A 22,625-nucleotide genomic window follows, 5' to 3' on the forward strand; every position below is an offset into this window, starting at 1 on the left:
GAAGGCAGGCACCCGGATCACGAGTCGAGATAAGTGGCCCGTGCAGGCATCCGCCGCCCCCGCGGCCGATCCCATCGAAGCGGGAGCTACGAACACGGGTTCGCTCCGGTCCGTAGTGCCGCGCGACGTGGTCACCGCCGAAGTCGTCGGGAACGAACACAGCTCCGCACTGAATCTCCGACGCTCCATGGACCGTGCGTTGCAGGCTCTAGGCCATATCGGGGTATCGATCCCGATAGGACCGAACGGCGAACCACAGCCGCCCGAAGTGTTGGTCGTAGCCACCGTGCAGACAAAAAACTTCACCGGCGTTGCCCTCGGCGAGGCGCGAACGATTCGAGCCATCGGTCTCGACGCGAAGCCACATGTCACCCTTCGGACCGACCTGATGCTCAGGACGACACAGCGGGAAGAGCGCTCTCGCATGCGCGAGCTGATGCACACGCTCCCGGCAGTGCACTGGGATCAGGTGCACATCTGCGCCAAGGAGAACGTCCTCGACCTGCATCGGAAGCTGACCGGACACCAGTTGAGGCACAACCAGGTCGAAGTCACCTTCCACCCAGATACCGACGACGGAACGACCGGGACGTTCCAGGCGCAATTGCCGGTCGACGCTTCGGCGGCGGTCAACCCGATGTACCAGGGCCGCTTCCACATACAGAACGGCACGGTTGTCACCGCGATCACGCTGCGAAACGGCGGTGACGCAGGCGAACGGGCAGACGGCCCGGATGCTGCCGCGGACGGCGGTCCTTTCGGCCGTGGCGACCAATCCGTTTCGGCGACAGCCGGACCTACGCCAACAGACAACGAGCGGATGATCAGCATCGGCGGTCACGATGCCGACTCGGACGCGCTGTCGGCGCTGGATCTTGTCTCGGTGACGAGCACGCAGCTGATCGAGCTGCTGGACAGCGGCCGGATCACGAGCGTGCAATTGACCCGGCTATGTCTCTCACGCATCGAAGTGCTTTCGGCATTGAACGCGGTGATCGGCATCAATCCGCAGGCACTCGAGGAAGCTGCCCGTGCAGATGAACTCCGGCGGAGCGGCGCCGCGCACGGCCCACTGTTGGGGGTGCCGGTCCTGATCAAAGGCAACATCGACATCGCGGGCATGCCGACCACCGCGGGCTCGGTGGCTCTGGCGGACTCGTACCCCGCCACGGACGCCACGCTGGTGACGCAATTGCGTAAGGCGGGCGCGGTGATCCTCGGCCATGGCAACCTCAATGAGTTCGCGTTCTATCTGAGCAGCACGTTGCCTCCTGGATACAGCTCCTATGGCGGTCAGGTCCGCAATCCGATCGACTCGTCTCTGACACCGGGGGGCTCCAGCTCAGGATCTGCTGTCGGTGTCGCGGGCGGGCTTGTGCCGCTCGCCATCGGCACTCAAACAACCGGGTCGGTGTTGGGCCCGGCCAACTGGAACTCGATTGTCGGACTCAAACCCACCGTCGGTGCTGTGTCCCGCGCGGGCGTCGTACCCATCGCCACCACCCGTGATACGCCAGGAGCGATCAGTCCGGACGTCACCGGAGCCGCGATGTTGTTGACGGCGCTCGTCGGCGTCGATCCACAAGACCCCGCCACCGCACACAATCCCTTGGTGGGCCACGATTTCACCGCGGACCTGAATCCGGAAGCCCTCCGCGGTGCCCGGATCGGCGTTATGGCGTTGGGAATCCCGTCAGAGGATTCCGCGCAGCGCCCCTTGTGGGAAGCGGCGCTGAATACGTTGAAGGCCCAGGGCGCAACCCTGATCACCGTCGACCTGGACACCTCACACAGCTTCACCGGCAGCGACCCGAACTGGTCGAGTGTGTTCTCCTACGAATTCAAGCGGGATCTGAACGCATACCTTTCGCTGCTGCCCGCAAACACGCCGATGAAGAACCTGGCCGACATCATCGCCTACAACAATGCCCATGCCGACAAAGCGCTGAAGTACGGCCAAGACCTCGCCCTCGCTGCGCAGGCGATGGATCTCGCCCCGGACAGCATCGACACGGCGAAATACCGCGCAGACCTCCAGTTGGACCTCGCCGAAAGCAAAACCCGGATGGACGCGGTGATGGCCGAGCACGACCTCACCGCACTGGTATCCGCGTACGACTACGGAACGATCATGGGCGATAAGGCCGGATACCCAGCCATCATCGTCCCCGCGGGCCGCACTCCGGCCGACCCGGACCATCCAGCCGGAGAGCACGTCAGTGTGAGCTTCCGGGCCGCGGCATGGAGCGAACCGACGCTGGTCGGCTACGCCTACGCATTCGAGCAAGCCCACGCGGTGCAACGACCGCGGCCCCAGTTCGCGGATCAGTTGTACCACCAGTGGTCAGCTGAGAACAAGGAAACGACGGTGGCCACCGGACGCGTCACCGATTCCCACGAACCGATCGACCGGCAACGATCCGCAACGGTCGACGATGAAACGGATGCAGGGCGGGGACCCGTGGCGGCCGATGGCACCGCCGACCCGATTCGCAGGCCTGCCGCTGCCTCGCGCGTCGGCCTGATCGGCGGCGTTCCCGACCTCGTCGATCCATTCGACGAACGCGGCAAACCATGGGACCGTGGCGGTCCGATTCCCAGACACGAACGAATGAACAGGCTCGTGGAACCCCGCGCGGACGGCGGTGGATTCGCCCGCGGTCCGGAGAAAGACCATCCGGCGACGGCTGCCCCCGTGACCCCACCCGAAACCGCGGAACAGCCCGGATGGCGACCACGGCGGATGGGGGTCGAGGTCGAACTGGGGCGACGGCTCTACCACCTGCCGAAAACCAGGGAAGTGACGGTCGCGGTACTGGACCGGTTGTGGAAGGTACTGGCAGCCCTGCACCCGGAGGCCACTCCTGAGGAGATCGATTCCGCCTTCTACGCACCGGAAAACCGACTGTGGGGCGGCATGGTCGAGCGTTCGGTGTCGTTGCGGGAACTGCGGCGTGACGGTAATCCTCGCGAGTTGATGTCGGCTGTGCTGAACGCGATGATCCGCAACGCGCAGCTGGGAGAAGCCGCCGCCGGCACGACGCTGGACGAGGGTTTGGCGAAACTGCTGAATGAGCCCGGCTGGGAGAGGAAGGCGGCCGAACTGGGGCTGGATGTCGCCGCCCTGAGCGACGTGCGGGCATCGGTCCTGCGGAACGAAACGACCGTCACGGCACTCGATTTGCGCGACGTGAGCCATGCGGTGCTGGACAGCACCGCGGCACGTGACGCTTTCGACGAGTACGAACTGCGCGGCGAGGCGAGCAAGGAACGGACGCTCGACATGATGCTGCGCAGGCACCTGACGGTCCAGGACTGGGCGCTGCTGGGAATGCCACTGTCGCAGCGAGAATTGGAGGCGGTCCCCGGCGAACTGCACGCGTTGCGCATCGACCGGCTCGATCCGGACGCGACGCTTCCCCGGCGCCGAGGCCGGGTAGATGTGGAGGAGCTGGAAGCCACACTGAAGGCCGAGGATGACAAGGTCAGCCACGTACTACCGCTCTACCGCTATGACGACAACGGCCGACGCGTCCGAGATGACGCTGGGAACGCCCTGGTGGAGGCCGTGCTCGTCTACCGTGACGAGGGAGTGGTGGATGCCGCGACGGCGCTGGCGCTCGACCCCGATCGCTATGCCGTTCCCCTGACCTGGCGACCCGGCGTGGCGCTCGTCGAATTCGAACCGGACAGCCCCTGGTTCCGTACGGTCGCCGTCGAGCGCGGCATTCCACTGGCCGCCGGAATCTCGGGCAGCGCGGCTCGTTTGATGTCGCGCTTCGAATGGCTCGGCCTGCCGGAAGAGTGGAAAGACGCCTTCCAGGGCGCGGTGGCGGCGTTCATGATCCCGCACCACCACACGCTGTACGAAACCGAGTTGGGCATGCGGATGGTCGGCCCCGGAATGGTGGCCGAGTCCGTCTTCCCCACTCGCGGCGGCGACCCGGAGGCTCTCTTCGGAGCCGCACGCGAGTTGGGGCGGGATTCCCCTCCCGGGGCGGAAGTGAGCAGGCGCGAGGAGAAAGCCGAAACGCATTCGCTGCCGGAGCGGGTGCGGGGAGAGCCGACGGCGTCGGTGCTTGCGGATACTGCCGAACCCGGACAGGGATTGGTTGTGGAGGCGGTCCCCCACACAGAGCTCACGGCCGCGCTCTCGGCGTACGGCGACACCGGCGACGGATGGACAGGCGCGGACAGCACGTACTCACGGCGCTTGCCGGACGGTCGGCATCTGTGGATGTTCTCCGACACGTTCCTCGGCACCGTGCATCCCGACGGGTCGAGGCCCGCGACGAGCCCGATGGTGAAGAACACGTTCGTCGTGGACGACCGAGGCCGGATGTCGACCGTTCACGGTGGGACGGCCGACGCCCCAACAGCTGTGGTGCCCTCCCCCAAGGGACAAATGCTCTGGGTGGGAGGCGGATACGTCACAGGAAACGTCCTCAACATCATGCTGGTTCGGTTCGTCAACAACGACCCGGACGACCTGATGTGGGGTCTCACGTGGGACGAGAACGTACTCGCCGGATTCGACGCCGACGACCTCAGCCTGATCGATCTCACCCCGATGCCCTCGCAGGCAGGAGTCATGTGGTCGGCGTGGTTGGACTACGACGGCACCCACACCTACGTCTACGGCACCGAGGAATCGGGCAGCGACAAGTACATGCACGTGGCCCGGGTCTCCGGTGATGACCTTCGTGCGCGATGGGAGTTCTTCGACGGCGAAGGTTGGACGCCGAACGAAAACGATTCCGCCCGCATCATGCCCGGCGTAGCCAACGAATACAGCGTGACCCGATGGCGCGACCGTTACCTGCTGATCACCCAAGACACCACGGCCGCCTTCAGCCGAGAGATCTGGGCCTATCTGTCGGATTCGCCCACCGGCCCCTTCACCTCGCCGACCTTGGTGTACCGAGCGCCCGAGGCCGGCGCCACCGGATCCTTCGGCGACCCGAACGTATACGCCTACAACGCACACGAACATCCCGACCTGCGGTCCGGGGACACGCTGATCGTCAGCTACAACGTGAACAGCCTCGACTTCGAGGGCGTCGTCGGCGACGTGTCGAAGTACCGACCACGGTTCGTCACCGTGCGATTGAACCCAGGATTCGGGTCTCCCAGCACAGACGCGGCCGAGCACACACCCGGGCCGGAGCACGGGTCGACACCGAAGGGCATCCCGCACCAGGCCCCCGCCGGGCCGATCACCGCATCGCAGTCTCCGTCGACCGCCGCGGCACAGTCCGCAGCTCAGACCACCGCGAGCAACCCTGATACGACCCGCGGACGCCGCGAGGCAAGAGACCAGCCCGGTGACAGTCCAGCGGCGGAGGAATCGGTCCGTACCGCGATCGAAGAGGTAGCGCCCCGGTGGCCGATCACCGCACGGACGGCTGCGTCCGAGATAGCCGCGGCTGTGGTGGCCGACGCCGCTCGGCACGGGGCCGCCCGGACAGCCGTCGTGGCGCCGCACGCCGACGTACTGCGGGTCACCGTCGAACACGAGGGCGCCGCCGACCTGTCCCCGGAACTTCTGCGGACGTTGGAGACCGGCGCCACCAGCTGGCGGGCCGAGTCGTACCACACCACCCGCCGGGTGCTCTTCGAATTCCACCTCCGGGGCGATTCGGTGGGCGTGCCCGAACGCGCCGGCGCCGACCCCACAGACGATCCGGTCGTGGGTTCCCGGGTCGTGCGGATCGGTCCGGTGGACGATGCGTCGGCCACGGTCCGCGCGTTGGCGTTCATCATGATCAGACCGGATGTCCCTTTCTGGAATCACATCGGACCGGCGGCGAACGAAGCGGCGGCGCTGGCGGAGACGCTGGTGCGGGAAGTGGGCCAGGGCGGCCGGGGGGCGACCGCGACGGCGACTATCACCCGGTCCGGCCGGTGGGCCCTCGATGTCATCGAGGAGGCCGCCGACTCGCCGCGATCCGGCCGTACCGTCTTTCGGCCGAGCGAATATCGTCCTGCGAGCGACAGCATCGCCGAGATCCTCGATCGTGCAGTGGCTCCGGGCGCGACGACACGGGCCTCGGAGCCGGGGGCCGCGCCGGAGCGTCGCGATGTCGTGACCGATACCGCTGGGGACGATCCCCTCCGCCTCCTCACTTGGAATATCGCGGGTGCGCGCCGTTCGCGCTCCGCCGAGGCGTTCGACTATGTCGACGATCTGCCGTCTTTCGTCCGGGTATTGAGCGAGATCGGCGCGAAGGTCGCTTTCTTGCAGGAGTCGGAGGTCGGCCCGGACGGATCGAACGCACGGCAGTTGGCTGAGATGCACGGCTATCAGTACGTATACGAGACAGTGATGTGCCCGTCACACATGGATACGACCAAGGCGATCAGCCTTGCCGTGCTCAGCGATCGGCCGATCGAGGCCGCTGTCGACATACTGCTGCCTGCTACGGGCGTCGAGCTCGCACTCGGGGGTCGAGCACTGGAGCCGGACGAGCAGTTCGACCGGTACGCGCAAGCCGTCCGGATCGCCGGCACCTGGTTCGTGAATCTCCACCCCACGCCCCTGGGTTTCTTCGGCCGTAGCTACGAGGAGCACCAGGACGTCGAAGGCGCGGCGCATGCCAGGGCGATCGAGCAGTTGCTGCACTCCCTGGCGGATGGCCTGCGGTCCCTGGCGGGTGGTCCGATCGTGTTGCTCGGCGACTTCAACACCGATGACCCTGGTTCGGTATATCGAGCGCTGATCGGCGCGTTGGGTCTCACCGCCGCGCTCGATCCGGCGACCGAGACCGTTCCCTGGGGCAGTGCGCCGGACCAAGTGATGACTTCCGCGGAATTCCGCAGGACCCGCGGCGACATCGTGGTCACCGAAACCGATCACTATCCGGTGGTGGTCGATCTGTCGGATGCCACCCCTGATTCCCCATCGTCGAGTGCGGTGCGCGTAAGCGCCGTAGCGAACGTGCATCCGGCGGGCCGGGGTTCGCCCAAGGCATCGAACCATCCGGAAGCCACTACCCAGCAGGCGCATTCAACTGCACCGCAGACCAATCCGTTCGACTCGCATCGAGTACCGGGGACGGGTCCCGCCGGGATGGCTCTGGACATCCCCGGACGAAAAGCCGGGGATCTATCGACAGTGCCGCCCCCACGCGGGCGATTCGACCCCGGCATGGTCCATGCTGCCGACCCTCGTCTGGGACCGGACGCCTGGGCGGTCGGTCGGGGCGGTCGCCGGCCGCAGCGACCACTAGATGCCCACGAACCAGCGGGGAACGCCTCGGGCAGTCAACCCGCCGCGCATCCGACGCCCGGGGACGAGATCGAAACGACCGACCACGATGAGAACCGATCTCGCCCCGCCGCACAGCCAGGTGCTCACGAGAACACCGGCGGCGGCATTCGTATAACTCCCGCCGGCCTGATCGTGCCCGCCGACCCGACCAACAGCTTGATCGTGCCCGCCGCGCATGTGATGCCCGCCGATCCGTCTCTGGAAGAACTCATGGAGCGGCTGCGTCCGTGGAAGGAGATCTTTCCCTACTTCTGGGAATTCCCGCTGCCTCGAGAGGGTGAGTTATCCGGCCGGGAGTGGATCGAAAGCAGCGAGCGAAAAGCTTGGATGAGGAGGCGAGCGATTCGCCGGACCCCGCTCTACGCGGGGGTCGACGCAGCCGTACGGTTGACGCTCGGAGCCGAGCGACTGCTCATGGCCCCCAACGCGACTCCTGGGCCCGCGACGATCCAGCAGCGACGGGTCATTCCGGGCCGCGGTGAAATCGATACCGAGAAGAAGCGGACCATGCACTCCGACGCGGAGGTACGCGAGGCTGATCGCGCCGACGTGGAGGAGATGACGGCCTTCGAGAAGTTCTGGAGGAGAGTGTCCGGGGACGAACTGCCCCAGACCAAGCAGATTCGCCAGGGAGAATTGGCCTACGTGGGGGGCCGCCTGCTACGTGCCGAGGGGCACAACCTCATGGTGGCGGGCAGTTATGCCGAAGGCTACAACCTCATGGTGGCGGGACGTGATCCCGTCCTCACTCCGGAGGAGTACGCATTGTGGCTGATGTTCAGCCACGACGCGCTGTGGACCGTCCACTATCCCGGCTGCCGAGAGCTGGAATCGCAATCCCCCGACTTCCTGCTGACGCGCTACCTGACGGTTGCCATATTCGACAAGATCGCCTCCAAGCCGCTCGAGGTGCAGTACTTGAATGATGTCGTCCGTCCGTACTTGCGCCGTCAGGGTGCGGCAGCCGGCCGGGTATTGCTCCACGAACTATCCCATCACCTGCTGGATTCATGCCGATCCACCCTGGAGCAACTCGGCATGCGGGCACGAAAGGGCCTCGGCCGAAAGGTAGGAGTCGAGGTCGAGGAGCATCTGGACAACTGTGCGGCCTGCCGGGACTCCGCTGCCACTATCTCCAGAGCAAGCAGCATCGGTGGCCGCGACCCGATTGTCCCGCCCGCCCCCGCTGGAGACGGCGCCGCGAAGCACCACCCTGCCCGACCAGCCCGCGCTTCAGATACGACCAGCACGCACTCGCCCGCGCCACGGGATGGGACGCCATCGGACCACACCACTGCGCGACAGAGCCTCGACGAGCCCGCAGCAGGCAAGACAACCTCAGCGTCTCGTGACAACCCGACCGACCACGCCGTTGCCCGCGGCGCGCTCGACCAGCCGCTCTACGTGGCGGAACCCGCGCATACAGCGGCGACGGGTATCGGCGACGACTCGGACGAGTCCGACCTCGACGAAATAGTCTTCATGGTCGCTTTCGAGGCGATTTTTTTGGAGTTTCCCGCACTTCGAAACCTGCTTCCGGAACGGGAGTACCGGCACCTCGGCGGCGAGGAAGGCCAGGTGATGCCCTCCGAGATAGCCCGGGCGCTGCATGAGGCAGGGGTGCGATACGGCGAAAAGCGTTCGGGATCTCAAAAAGACGTCTATCTGATCAGCGACTACGCGGTGCTGATACCCAAGCCATCGCACGCATCGCTGGATTTCGTGCTCTGGCCGGACGAGGACCAGACGCTGCGGGCGATCGCGGAGGTGGCGCTGCCCGGCGAGCGGCTGCCGGTGCCACAGGTGCTGCACGTGGAGCGGAATGCCAACGGCCAGGTCACGTTCACGATCCAGCGGCGGATCTACGGCGAACCGGTGGATAATGTCTTCGGCAAGGAGCTACTCCCGGCCATGTCGACCTTGGTGCAGCTGTGCCGCCGCGTCCAGGTTCAGCGGGACTCGTTGCCGCGGCGCAAGGGCTCATTGCGGCTTCCCGCGAACTATCCGGAATCCGGCGACTCGGTGGGATTCTTCCGGATGATGATGGAATACCTCGAGCGCGTTCACCGGCACTACCGCGAACTCGAGCCGTATCGAGTCGCGTTCGACGAATTGGGGCTCTCCGAATCGCTGGTCGAAAGCCTCGAGCAAGAGCTCAGCGGACTCCGCAACCAGCCGTTCCGCGTCCTCCACGCAGACATCACGACAGCCAACGTCTTGTGGACCGGCATGATCGTGGACCTCGGCCTGGCTCTGTACGGGCCACCGGATTACGAACTCGCAGTAGCCAAGCATCGGGCGCCCGGCGTGGTGGGCCGCGACAACATCCCCCACTACCTCCTGCCATACTTCAGTCTCCTCGACGTGATGAGGGTGCTGCTCGACACGATCCGCCTCGTCGACGAAGCGACCTCGCCCCATCCCGATGCCGGCCGGATCGAAGAAATGGGCATGAGCGTGGCCTTTGCGCTGGGCCGCCCCTACCAATTGCAGTATGGCCTTACTCGACCGATTCCAACGTATATCCAGGTCCGCGACCTCGCTGACCGGCTGGTACGGCAAACTGGGGCGCGCTCCGACGCATCCACGTCCACCGGCACCGACCGCGAAAAACCGCCCTTCGTGGTTGCCGAACCCGACGGCCCGAGGACTGCCCGGCAAGCGCAAGCGTTTCGTCCGGGCACCGATGCGCCCTTCGATCCGGCTGCGGTACTGGATCTTCCGCCGCGACGTGCCCATGGCCTGGATGGGCTCGGTTTCGGTCCGCCATCGGCAGTGACAGATCCCTTCAGCGGCGTGCCGCGGGGTGTGCCCGACGGTGTGCTGGCGCATGCCGCGAACCCGAGTGGTCCGAATGGCGGCGCGTTCGGCAGTGGACGAAGCGAAGCCGAGCGAATCGCCAACGCCGCGCTGTCGACCTTCCGTGTCGAGGCCACATTCGCCGACCTCCAGAATTGGGCCGCACGCCTCTCCGACGACGATCTGCACCACCTGTTGGTCGGCTTCACCCACACGGTTACCGAACTGATAGCGGCGTTCCATCGTGGCAAAACGCCATCGGTGACCGACCTTGTGATCAATCCGGCACGCCTTTTGGATGCGATCGTCACGGAAGCGGCCCGCCGCCTCGGCGACAACGTTCCTACCACCGCGCCGACCACCTACCGCGAGTTGTTCGCCCTAGGGCACTGGCTGCGGGCGAACCGGCGCACCGTCGCCGACCTGCACGGCGCCGTGACGGCCGTGCTCGACGCCGTGTTCGCTGTCGCCCGCACGGCCACCGGGCACCGCTGGTCGATAGGCGCTGTGCACCACACGGTCCCGGCACATCTTCAGCAAATAGCACACCAAATCGAAGAAGCCGGGCGGCACGGCATCTGGCTCGAGGAGGGTGCATTCCCGCCGGATGCCATCCTCGATGCGGAACATGTGCGGCTTGTGGAGTCCTTCCTACTGGACCAGATGCGCAGCCCGACGATGGCTCGAATGGTCACGGATTGGGCCGATTTCATGAACACGCTGCTTCAGCAGCGATCCGGCGAGAAATTCTCGCCGAAGTACGCCGCGATCTTCGAGTCGCTGCCCGTCCACGCCCTTGCGCTCGATCGGGCGCGAACCGGCTCCGACCGGCTGTTCGCCGCGACGGCCGCGACTGCCCTGCCGCATCTGCTCGATGCGGCGTTCTACCTACTGCCAACCAGCAGTCACGCCTTGGGGCTGGACTATCTGAGCGAGGTCGACGGCCTGCTGGCCGACGCCACCACTCGCTTCACAGGCAGCTCCGCCATCTATGCGCTCCAGGAGGCCGCCGACAACGTACACAGACTCTACGAAGACATAATCGCCGCGGACCGCAGATCGCCCGAAGTCCGGGCGCAGCGCATTCATAAAACCTTGTCGGACTTCTTCGGCATCGGACCGGAGTCCTCCCACCACCGATCATTTCTCTGGGGGGTGCGGGCGCTGTGGGGACTGGGTAGCCAGCGTCCGGGAATCGAATACGCGACTCGGCAGCACCGGCTGGACCCCGTCCTGCCGTGGGACTGGGATATCACCGATGACGAGCGTGCCCTCGCCGCAACCGCAGCGGACTTGCTGCACAGCGTTTGGGGACCGGAGGCCGGCATTTCGTCGTTGCTACGCCACACCGATTCCCCGGATCTGTTCGAAAACACCTTCGACATCGTCTCGAAGAATATGCGATGGTGGACAAAGCTCGGAGGTTGGACCGGCGGGAACACAACGATCGGCTCCCTGCTGGCGGGAGCCACGGACTTTTCGGTGTCGCAGATGCAGTTGGCGGTGCTGAGACAGTATCCCCACATCATCGGAGCTGCCGCCGGCATCGAATACCGGGCGCGGGATCTGGCGAATCGGCTATCGTTCGCCCGCGACCTCGAATCCCCCGGCATCGCACCCGAACGCCGGCATGAGCTCGCCGCGCTGCGCGACCAGCTGGCAGAGGTCAGACGCAGGTCCCAGGGACTTGCCGTCCCCGGCTCCGGTCCGCCACCGGTGCTGCTGATCTCCTACGATCCGATCGCCGAGGGTGGTACGGGCAGAGCTGTCGTCTCGATCGGCGAAGCCGACAGCGCATCCTTCATGGCGTTCAACGTCACCGAAATCGACACGCTCGTAACCGATCTGTCGAACTGGTCGGTTCGCGCCTGCCAGCAGTACGAGGCGGCGCAGCGGCATGCGCCCCGTGACGCCCACGTAGCGGTCATGTTCACTGTCGGCCTGCCGCGCGGGATCGATGCTCCTTCCCACCCCGGCGGGCCGAGCACCAGGGCAATGGAAAACGTCGTCGAAGCACGCGACGTAGCCGGGGACGTCGTGGCGCGGGAACTCATCACCTACGACGCGACCCGCGAATTGGCCCTCGACGGCAGTCGCGAAATGTGGTCTCGGATGGTGCGACAATCCACCGCGATCGGGCACGGCGACGGTATCGCTGTCCTGCGCGCGGCCGCCAATACCCTGTGGCTCAGTCGAGCTGTGGACCAGGTCGTTCTCGTTCCCGGCTCGGTCGGCGACCGGCTCCCCACCGCCAGTCAGCTCGATATCGGCACCGAGCATGTGTACACGCTCAACCCCCACCGCGACCGGAACGGCGATCCGAACACCATTGGACTGATCATGGTCGGACACGGCGCCGATATCGAGTCCGCACCCGACGTCTCCAGCAGATCAGCCGCTCCGCTGATCGAGACCCCCACCACCGTCCGCGATCTGTCTCAGCTGCTCACCGCGCACGAGTACCGGCCGCTCGGGGGCCGCCGTGGATTCGCCATGACGCACGACGAGGGCCTGACGGTGTACCGAGCGGCACAACCACTGCTTCGTGATGCGCTGTCGGGGACCTACAACACGACGGTCATCCTCGAAGACCTCGGCTTGGTCCTGCGCATCGGTCAACCCGATACCGGCAGCTACGATCCACGTTTCGGACCCGAACACGAAACCCTCCCCGTCATCTCTCGTTACGTTCGGAACGCACCCCAACTGCTGAGAGTCCTTACCGGCCACATGCCGGACGGGCGCGTGATCGACGAATCGGCGCCGATTCTCATCGAAAGGCTTGCGCGGGGGAACAATCTCACCGATACATTCCGGCGAGCCGACCGGAGAACGTTCCGGTCCCATCAGGGTCTGATACTGCGGGCGTTCGCGAACATCCACGAGCAGCTGCGCGCGATGCCGGAGGACGATCCCCTGCTGAGCCGACTGACACCACCAGGCGTCGCGAGAGGCGATACGGGTGGCTGGTTCCTGAACCATATCGATTGGTACACAGTCAATTTCTATCGTCGGCACTACGCCCGCTTCGGACAATTGTTCGATGAGTTCGGCCTGCTCCGCGGAAATCCGTTCGAACCGCTGGTCGGTGAGGCCGGATCGATGCGGGAGTCCCGCCACCACATCCTGCATGCCGACCCGAACGCGGGAAACTTCCTCATCAGCAACGAGCTACGCGTGACACTGCTCGACTGGGAGCTGGCCGTCACCGGTCCGAGCGCCTACGACTGGGCTCGGTTGCGCCATCTCATTCCCGGGATCGAGGTGCCTCGCGAACTCGGTGGTGGCCCCGATCTGGTCACATTCACCCGACTCGAGAAGTTCAAGCGGGTCATGAACGACACCGTCAAACTGGCGCCGCTGGCCGCCGCCGGACAACTCACCCCTCAACTGGTCGAATTCATCGAGACCGAGTTCAGTGAGGCCGTGATCCAGGTGCGTTTGCTATCCGGACACACCGAACTACTGCCGCCACGCGCGGAACTCGAGATTCTTCGCTCATGGCAACCGTGAGAAGCAGAGGGAGGACGGTCCCGGCTTCGACCGCTCTACGCTGAGCACCTCATGTCGTGCGTTGCCACCGCGGACGGGCACTGCTTACTCGACGGTGTGTGGCGAGACCAGTGGCTCGATATCAATACGGAGGACGACGTGGCGGACCAACCCGATGGGCTGACAGTCGAACACCCGCTCGCTCGTGCGCTGGCGGCGCACGCGCCGACGGGGTGGCAGCGGGTGGACGCGGTGTTCGCGGTCACGGTGGTAGGTGAGATCGCCCATCTCGTGTACACCGTTGGCGAACAAGCGATGTCGGTAGACCCGCCGGAGCCGGTGCTTGCCATCGTCCGGGACCACCGTGCGATCGCGGCCGGCTCCGGCGCGGAACCGTGGTGGCGGATGATGATCGCGATGACGAGTTCCGGCCGGATCGAGGTCGCCTACGACTACGGCGACGAGCCCTTCCCGGACGGTCAACTGTTCGTGCCGGAGGCCTACCGCGCCGACCTCGCGGCGTATCCGCGTGCGAAGGTGCCCGTGTGGTTGGCCGCGTACATCGGTCACGGCGACCGGCAGCGGCGCACCCCGCAGCAGGCCGCGGCCCAAACCCGCGCAGACCGGGCCGAACAGGTGTGGGCGGTGCTCGCGGAGAACGAGTTCCCGCCGTTCCCGCAGATGTGGGCCCGATGGACGACGGTCGCCGCGGCTTTCGTGGCGGCGAAGTCGGAATGGGGCCCTCGGATGCTGCCCTGGGTAGGCGTGTTCGAAGGCACCGCACGCGGTGGGTCGACGTTGCACGCGCTTCCGGCCGGGCGAGCCGTGCTGTCCGGTGGCGTATGGAACGCGCCGGCCTTGGACGCTGTGTACAACGCGGGCGCACCTATGCCTGAGCTGTACCGCGGCGCGCCGGAGTGGGTCGCCGACCCCGTGTTGAACCCGCGGGCGGCATCGGGACTGCTGTCGTTCTGTTACTGGTGGGAAGCGGGGCGCTGGTACCGCGGGCAGTCACCGTCGGCACAGGAGTGCGCGCCCGCGGTGCCGGGCGTATGGACGCGCGGGACCGCGATCAAGATCGTGGGGGGCCTGCTCGCCGACAGCGCGGGAAAGCTCGAAGCGGTCGATGCGCTGCTGTCCGCCGCCGAGGCGGGAAGGGTGACCCGGGCCACCCTGGTCGACGTCTTCGGGAACGACGGCCACTACGACGTCGACGGCGCGCTCTATCAGTTCTCGGTGGCCGGGCTGTTGTCCACGACACCCGAGCCGATGCCCGCCGCACAGGCGATCAGCCGGGTACGTGACTACGTCACCGGACGGCAGCTGGACACCACCGGGTTTCCCCTTTCGCAGCTCACCGCCGATCGCTTCCGCTTCGGCTGGATGGTGCACGTGCCCGCGAACGCTCGGGCCCGCCGGGCGATCTTCTATATCGCCGACGACGGTGAGTTCGCGCACTCCTCCTCGGACATCGATCCGGAGCAGTTCATCGCCGCGTTCGAGCGACGCTTTCTCGACCGCCACGGCCCGGTGGCCTGACAGCACACGCGGACGACTTCGCCAAAAGTTCGCCAGCGAATTTTTCAGTATTGTGAGCTCTGTCAGTAGAGGTTGCTGTCCGCGCGGCGCGACACTCGGGTAAACGCAACGGCCGTTCGCCGCCCGGCACCCGAGCAGGAAGGTCGATCATGTCGCTGGAAGCCAACAAGGCGCTGGTCCGCCGGTTCTATCAGGAGATCGACGCGGGGAACGTCGACGCGATGGACGACCTCGTGGCAGAGGACTACATCGACCACTCGCCGCCTCCGTTTCCCGACCTCGCCACCGGTCGTGCGGGCCTGAAACAGGCTTTTCGCATGTTCTGGGACGCCACTCCCGGGCGGCACGTGATCGAGGATCAGCTCGCGGAAGGCGACCGGGTCGTCACACGGCTCACCGCGTACGGCCGCCACACCGGGGACCTACCGGGGATACCGGCGACGGGGAACGAATTGAGGATGACCGGTACCGCGATCCACCGGATCGCGGACGGCAAGATCGCCGAGAAGTGGTCCGACAAGGATGTGCTGGGGTTCCTGCAGCAGCTGGGGGTGCTACCTGCTGCGGGAGGGCACTGACCGGAGCACTCAGGCGTTTCGGGACACGAAAATAGGGAAAGCCGTGTATCAGCACGAACTCGATACACGGCTTTCCCATCTGTGGGCGAAGGGGGACTTGAACCCCCACGTCCCGAAGGACACTGGCACCTGAAGCCAGCGCGTCTGCCATTCCGCCACTCGCCCGAGCGACTGGGAGACAGTATCACGGCCTCGCGCCGGATACGAAATCGCCATTTCAGCGGCCTGACCGGGGGGCTGGACGAGCCCGGGAACCCGAGGCCGTCGCCAAGAGTTACAGGTGTGGACGATCGTGGATATCATGCAATGAACGTGGTCGATTAACGACACGCCATACACGCGTGTCGTTGTTACGAATCAGGAAGAGACGCGCACCGAAGGGAGGCCTTGATGGGCATCGTTTCGCGATTCGAGCGTCGCCTGCAAGGCGCTGTCGGTGACGTGTTCGCCCGAGTATTCGGCGGCAGTGTCGTACCCCAGGAGGTGGAGGCGGCGCTGCAACGCGAGGCCGCCGATCATGTCCAGGATGTGGGTGGCGGGCATCTGCTGGCACCCAACAGCTATGTGATCACGATCAACTCCTCCGATCATCAGCAGTTGGACGCCGACCACGACCTCACCACCCGCGCGTTCGCCAAACACCTGCAGGACTACATCCGCGAACAAGGCTGGCAGACCTACGGCGAAGTACACGTGGCGTTCGAGGCATCACCTACGCTGCACACCGGACAGTTCAGGGCGAGTGGCCGCGTCGATCCCGACGCCGGACACAGAGCCAGCGCGGCTCGCGGCCCCGAATCACCGCCACAACGACCTGCAAACCCGCAACCAGGAGCTGGCCCCATGACGCAGAACTCAGGCTACGACCCGAGCCGTGAGCCCGCGGAGTCCGATCCACGCAACCGCGGGTACGCTCCACCGCCTGCCGGTCGCGGCGGTGCGCAGAACGGCGCGTACCGCGACGACTACGGCCGCGGTGGTGCGTACGGGGCGGATTACCAGGCTCCGGACGCACAGCAGGGTTACGGCGATTACCAGAACGGCTACGACTACCCGCAGGGTGGCCAGAGCTACGGTCAGCAGGGTTACGGCGAATCCGGCTACGGCCAGCAAGCCGGCTACGGCGAATCGGGCTACGGCCAGCAGGGCAGCGGCTACGCCGACCAGGGCTACGGCCAGCAAGGCTACGGCGACCAAGCCTATGGCCAGCAGGGCTACGCCGACCAAGCCTATGGCCAGCAGGGCTACAGCGATTCCGCTTACGGCCAGCAGGGCAGCGGCTACGCCGACCAGGGCTACGGCCAGCAAGGCTATGGTCAGCCCGGATACGGGCAGTCGGGATACACCGATCCGAGCTACGGCGATCAGAGCTACGCCGATCAAGGCGGCTACGGTCAGGACGAGCAGGGCGGCTACGGTCAGGCATACTCGCAGCAACCCGGATACGGCGCACCGCAGGGTTATGCGGGCGGTCAAGGCTACGGCGCCGCGCCGCAGGCCGGTTCGGGCTATTCGGCAACCCTCCAGCTGGACGACGGCAGTGGCCGGACTTACCAGCTGCGGGAAGGCAGCAACATCATCGGCCGCGGTCAGGACGCGCACTTCCGGCTGCCCGACACGGGCGTGTCGCGCAGGCACATCGAGGTGCGCTGGGACGGACAGACCGCGATGTTGTCCGACCTCGGCTCCACCAACGGCACCCTGGTGAACGGCTCTCCCGTGCAGGATTGGCAGCTCGCCGACGGCGACGTCATCCGTGCCGGGCACTCCGAGATCCTGATCCGTATCGTCTGATCCCGTAAGCTCTCGGTGCAGGTCACGACATGGCTCTCGAGGGATTCGTCGGCCGTATCGTGATCGAACTCGACCGACGGCCCTATGATGCTGCCTACACACGCGCGGCGCCGACACCGGGGCCGGCAAGACCAGCAGGCTGGTGGGGGTGGTCGGACCGCACCTACGGCACCGACGTACACGGTCGAACAGGAGGTGGAGCGCCGTGCAGGGACTGATCCTGCAACTGACCCGTGCGGGGTTCCTTCTGCTGTTGTGGTTGTTCGTGTGGGCTGTGCTGCGCACGTTGCGCAGCGACATCTACGCGGCATCCGGCATTCGGATTCAGCCCAGGGCCGCACGCGGTTCCGCGGTGCTGCCGTCCTTCAGCCGGAGCCAGAAGGGCGCCAAATTTCTTGTGGTGACTCAGGGTTCACTCGCCGGCACCCGCATCTCGCTCGGCACCCAACCGGTGCTGATCGGGCGTGCGGACGACTCCACGCTGGTACTCACCGATGATTACGCCTCGACCAGGCATGCGCGACTGTCTCCGCGTGGTGACGACTGGTACGTGGAAGACCTCGGCTCGACGAACGGCACCTACCTCGATCGCGCGAAAGTCACCACCGCCGTCCGTGTTCCACTCGGCACGCCTGTCCGTGTCGGCAAAACAGTGATCGAGCTGCGATCGTGACACTTGTTCTCCGCTACGCAGCGCGTAGCGACCGTGGTCTCGTCCGAGGCAACAACGAAGACTCCGTGTACGCGGGCGCCCGGCTGCTCGCACTCGCCGACGGCATGGGTGGCCATGCCGCGGGAGAAGTCGCGTCCCAGTTGATGATCGCCGCGCTCGCCCATCTCGATGACGACGAACCCGGCGACGATCTGCTCGGCAAGCTCGACGCGGCGACCCGAGAAGGCAACGCCGCCATCGCCGATCAGGTCGAGGAGGAGCCCGAGCTCGACGGCATGGGCACCACGCTCACGGCAATCCTGTTCGCGGGCAAGAAACTCGGCCTCGTGCACATCGGCGACTCCCGCGCCTACCTGTTGCGCGGCGGCGAGCTCGCCCAGATCACCCGGGACGACACGTTCGTCCAGTCGCTGGTCGACGAGGGCAGGATCACACCGGAGCAGGCGCACACGCACCCGCAGCGGTCGCTGATCATGCGCGCGCTCACCGGCAACGAGATCGAGCCGACGCTGATCATGCGCGAATCTCGCGCGGGTGACCGCTACCTGCTGTGCTCCGACGGTCTCTCGGACGTGGTGAGCGACGAGACCATCGCGAACACGATGCGCGAGGGCAGCACCGACGAGTGCGCCGACCGGCTCATCGAGCTCGCGTTGCGCAGTGGTGGTCCGGACAATGTGACCGTCGTCGTGGCCGACGTCATCGATCTGGACTACGGCCAGAGCCACCCGATCGTGGCGGGCGCCGCGTCCGGCGTCGACGAGGACACCCCTCCGCCCAACACCGCCGCGGGCCGGGCCTCCGCGCTGCGCCCGCCGCGCGCCGCACCGCGCCGGGCCGCCGCCGCGCCCGAGCCGCCCGCGAAGAAGTCGCACCGGCTGCGCTGGATCGTGCTCGCGCTGGCGCTCGTCGTCGCCGTCTGCGTGGGGCTCGTAGTCGGCTACAAGATGATCCGCAGCAACTATTACGTCGGCGCCGACGACGGTTCGGTGGTAGTCCTGCGCGGGTTGCCCGGCTCCATCCTCGGCTACTCGATCCATGACGTGAACCTGGTCGGGTGCGTGACCCGCAACGGTGAACTCACCCTGTCCGAGCCCGGCGCGGATCTGCCCTCCTCGTGCAAGCCGCTGAAGGTCAGCGATCTGAAGCAGACCGGCCGTGATCAGGTGGACAAGGGATTGCCGCCGGGTTCGCTGGACAAGGCCAGGGACTCGATGACCTATCTCGCCCAGCGAGAACTGCTGCCGCCGTGCCCGGTCAAGGAATCGGCGCCGCAGCCGGGGGTCGTCCCGTCGGCCGAGACCGCACCGCCCGCGCCCAACGGCGCTCCCGCACCGGTCACCACCACGCCCGCTCCGGCCCCGGCGCCCGCCCCGGCCCCGGCGCCTGTTCCGGCGCCGGAACAGGGTGACGCCAGAGGCACCGAGATCAAGACGCCGACGAAGTCGGAAGCTCCTGCCACGCCGTCGAGCACCTCGCCCAATCCCCAGACCACGGGGGAGAACTGCCGGGTGACGGACTGATGTCCGCGCCGGCACCGCCGTCGGCTGGGGCTTTTCCCAGTCCCCCGGGCGGCTTCGCTCCCGCGCCACCGCCGAGCACCAGACGAAATGCGGAACTGCTGCTGCTCGCCGCGGCAGCGGTCATCACGACCGTGTCCCTGTTCCTGGTCGAGGCCAGTCAGGAACAGTCGATCACCTGGGATATCGCCAAGTACGGTCTGGCCTACCTGGCGCTGTTCGCGGTAGCGCACTTGGCCGTGCGGCGGTTCGCGCCGTTCGCCGATCCGCTGCTGCTGCCGATCGTCGCGTTGCTCAACGGTCTCGGTCTCGTGCTGATCCATCGGCTCGACCTGGCCGACCAGCAGACCGCCGCCTACAACTCCTGGGCCGCCCCGTCCCCCGACGCCAATCAGCAGATCCTGTGGACCGCGCTCGGCACGATCGTGTTCATCACGCTGCTGATCGCCCTGCGCGACTACCGCACCCTCGCCCGCTACAGCTACACCCTCGGCCTGATCGGTCTGGTCGCGCTGGCCATCCCGGCTCTGCTGCCCAGCGCGTTCTCCGAGACCAACGGCGCGAAGATCTGGATCAGGCTGCCCGGGTTCAGCGTGCAGCCGGGTGAGTTCGCGAAGATCCTGTTGATCATCTTCTTCGCCTCGGTGCTGGTCGCCAAGCGCGAGATCTTCACCGCCGCCGGCCGCCACGTGCTCGGCATGGAGTTCCCGCGCGGCCGCGACCTCGGTCCGATCCTGGCCGTCTGGATCGTCTGCATCGGCGTACTGGTGTTCGAGAAGGATCTCGGTACCTCGCTGCTGATCTTCAGCACGGTGCTCGTGATGCTCTACATCGCCACCGAACGGGTCGGCTGGCTGGTCATCGGCGGCGGACTGCTCGCCCTCGGATTCATCTTCGCCTATCAGTTGTTCGGCCACGTGCGGGTCCGGGTGGAGACCTGGCTGCACCCGTTCGACGACTACAACAACACCGGCTATCAGATCTCGCAGTCGCTGTTCGGCCTGGCCACCGGCGGGCTCGCCGGGACCGGCCTCGGTAGCGGCAGGCCCAACCAGGTGCCCTTCGCCAAGACCGACTTCATCGTCACCACGATCGGCGAGGAACTCGGACTGATCGGGCTCGCCGCGGTGCTGGTGCTGTTTTTGGTGTTCGTGGTGCGTGGGCTACGCACCGCCCTCGCGGTGCGCGACAGCTTCGGCAAATTGCTCGCGGCCGGTCTCTCGTTCACCATCGCGATCCAGGTGTTCGTCGTGGTCGGGGGCGTGACCAAGCTGATTCCGCTGACCGGTCTCACCACTCCGTTCATGTCCTACGGCGGCTCGTCGCTGCTGGCCAACTACGCATTGCTGGCGGTGCTGATCAAGATTTCCGACGCCGCCCGCGAACCCGCTCCGGTGCGTAAGAAGGAACCGGCGCCGATCGCCGACGCGCAGACCGAACTGCTGCGCCGCGACGGCGGGCGACCGGAGGCGGGGCCGCTGGCATGAACACTCCACTACGCCGAGTCGCGGTCGCGGTGATGGTGATGGTCGTCGCGCTGCTGGCGAACGCCACCTACGTGCAGGTGATCAAAGCCGACGACCTGCGCTCGGATCCACGCAATTCCCGGGTGCTGCTGGACGAGTACGCCCGCCAGCGCGGGCAGATCTCGGCGGGCGGCACCGTGCTGGCCGGTTCGATCGCGACCGACGATCGCTACAAGTACCTACGCACCTATCCGAGCGAGCCGGCGGCCTACGCGCCGGTCACCGGGTTCTACTCGATGCAATACGGCAGCACCGGACTGGAGCGGGCCGAGGATTCGGTGCTCAACGGCTCCGACAGCCAGTTGTTCGGCAGCCGTCTGGTCGACCTGATCTCCGGCCGGGATCCGCGCGGCGGCAACGTACTCACCACCCTCAACCCGCTGATGCAGCAGGTCGCCTACGACCAGATGACCAGCAAGGGCTACACCGGCTCGGTGGTGGCGATCGAGCCGAGCACCGGCAAGATCCTCACCATGGTGTCGACGCCGAGCTATGACCCGAATCTGCTGTCCGGGCACGATGGCGCGCGGGGCACCCAGGCGTGGGAAACGCTGAGTGCGGATCCCGATCACCCCATGTTGAATCGCGCCATCTCACAGACTTATCCGCCCGGGTCCACGTTCAAGGTCGTGGTCACCGCCGCCGCGCTGGCCAACGGCGTCGCGACCCCCGATGACCAGTTCACCGCCGCACCGAACTTCACACCGCCCGGCACCAGCACCCCGATGGAGAACTACAACGGCACCACCTGCGGTCCGAATCCGACCGCTTCGTTGTTCGAGGCGTTCCGGCGCTCGTGCAACACCGCGTTCGCCGAACTCGGCATCAAGGTGGGCGCCGCCGACCTCAAGGACGAAGCGGCCGCGTTCGGTGTCGGCCCGCACCGGGGGATCCCGATGCCGGTGGCGGAGAGCACCGTCGGCCCGATCTCCGACGACGCCGCCCTGGCCCAGAGCAGCATCGGGCAGCGTGACGTGGCGCTGACCCCGCTGCAGAACGCGGTCGTCGCGGCGACCATCGCCAACGGCGGGGTCCGGATGGAGCCCTACCTGGTCGATCAGTTGCAGGGCCCGGATCTGAGCGAGCTGACCAAGACCAAGCCGGTCTCGGTCGGCCAAGCCGTCAGTGCCGATGTAGCGTCGACCGTAACCAACTTGATGATCGCGTCGGAGAGCAACACCTCCGGAGGTGGCCAGACCCCTTATCAGATCGCGTCCAAGACCGGCACCGCGGAGCACGGGACCAACCCGCGCAACACGCCGCCGCATGCTTGGTATATCGCGTTCGCCCCCGCGCAGAACCCGAAGATCGCCATCGCGGTGATCGTGGAGAACGGTGGGGACCGGGCGCTTGCCGCGACCGGTGGCTCGGTCGCCGCGCCAGTGGCTCGCGCGGTTCTGGACGCCGGTATTCGAGGGGGCTGAACGATATGGA

General features: G+C 66.3%; 8 protein-coding genes and 1 tRNA gene (1 of these 9 running past the window's edge). 8 read left to right on the forward strand and 1 reads right to left on the reverse strand.

Annotated elements, in window-relative coordinates:
- From ACFU5M_RS11070 to ACFU5M_RS11080, 3 genes are all read left to right on the forward strand, one after another.
- Positions 1-13,582: the 3' end of an amidase family protein gene (locus tag ACFU5M_RS11070; protein WP_379047403.1), read on the forward strand. The gene continues 20,597 nt to the left of window position 1, outside the view; 13,582 of the gene's 34,179 nt are visible here — the last part of the coding sequence; its start codon lies off the left edge, out of view; its stop codon occupies positions 13,580-13,582.
- A gap of 138 nt (positions 13,583-13,720) precedes the next feature.
- Positions 13,721-15,100: a hypothetical protein gene (locus ACFU5M_RS11075; RefSeq protein WP_379047406.1), complete on the forward strand. Its 1,380-nt coding sequence runs from the start codon at positions 13,721-13,723 to the stop codon at positions 15,098-15,100.
- Between the two features lie 149 nt (positions 15,101-15,249).
- Positions 15,250-15,678 (forward strand): ester cyclase, encoded by a 429-nt coding sequence (locus ACFU5M_RS11080; RefSeq protein WP_379047409.1) that lies wholly within the window; start codon positions 15,250-15,252, stop codon positions 15,676-15,678.
- Between the two features lie 82 nt (positions 15,679-15,760).
- Here the strand turns inward: ACFU5M_RS11080 and ACFU5M_RS11085 are convergent.
- Positions 15,761-15,843 (reverse strand) — tRNA-Leu (locus ACFU5M_RS11085).
- A gap of 225 nt (positions 15,844-16,068) precedes the next feature.
- Here ACFU5M_RS11085 and ACFU5M_RS11090 point away from each other — a divergent pair.
- The 5 genes from ACFU5M_RS11090 to ACFU5M_RS11110 all read left to right on the forward strand — a co-directional run bounded on the left by ACFU5M_RS11090 (position 16,069) and on the right by ACFU5M_RS11110 (position 22,615).
- The gene (locus tag ACFU5M_RS11090; RefSeq protein WP_379047412.1) at positions 16,069-17,472 is read left to right on the forward strand and encodes a DUF3662 and FHA domain-containing protein; all 1,404 of its coding nucleotides are present in this window, start codon (positions 16,069-16,071) and stop codon (positions 17,470-17,472) included.
- A gap of 205 nt (positions 17,473-17,677) precedes the next feature.
- On the forward strand, positions 17,678-18,145 hold the full coding sequence (locus ACFU5M_RS11095; protein ID WP_379047415.1) for an FHA domain-containing protein: 468 nt from the start codon (positions 17,678-17,680) through the stop codon (positions 18,143-18,145).
- Positions 18,142-19,668, forward strand: coding sequence for a PP2C family protein-serine/threonine phosphatase (locus ACFU5M_RS11100; protein ID WP_379047418.1), 1,527 nt, complete (start codon positions 18,142-18,144; stop codon positions 19,666-19,668). The genes ACFU5M_RS11095 and ACFU5M_RS11100 overlap by 4 nt, the downstream gene beginning before the upstream one ends.
- Positions 19,668-21,152 carry an FtsW/RodA/SpoVE family cell cycle protein gene (locus ACFU5M_RS11105; RefSeq protein ID WP_379047421.1) on the forward strand — a complete coding sequence of 495 codons (1,485 nt, stop codon included), beginning with the start codon at positions 19,668-19,670 and terminating at the stop codon, positions 21,150-21,152. Before ACFU5M_RS11100 ends, ACFU5M_RS11105 begins: the two co-directional genes overlap by 1 nt.
- On the forward strand, positions 21,149-22,615 hold the full coding sequence (locus ACFU5M_RS11110) for a peptidoglycan D,D-transpeptidase FtsI family protein (protein WP_379047424.1): 1,467 nt from the start codon (positions 21,149-21,151) through the stop codon (positions 22,613-22,615). The genes ACFU5M_RS11105 and ACFU5M_RS11110 overlap by 4 nt, the downstream gene beginning before the upstream one ends.
- Positions 22,616-22,625 lie beyond the last annotated feature (10 nt).

It is taken from the genome of Nocardia sp. NPDC057455 (assembly GCF_042802775.1).
Taxonomy (GTDB): Bacteria; Actinomycetota; Actinomycetes; order Mycobacteriales; family Mycobacteriaceae; genus Nocardia.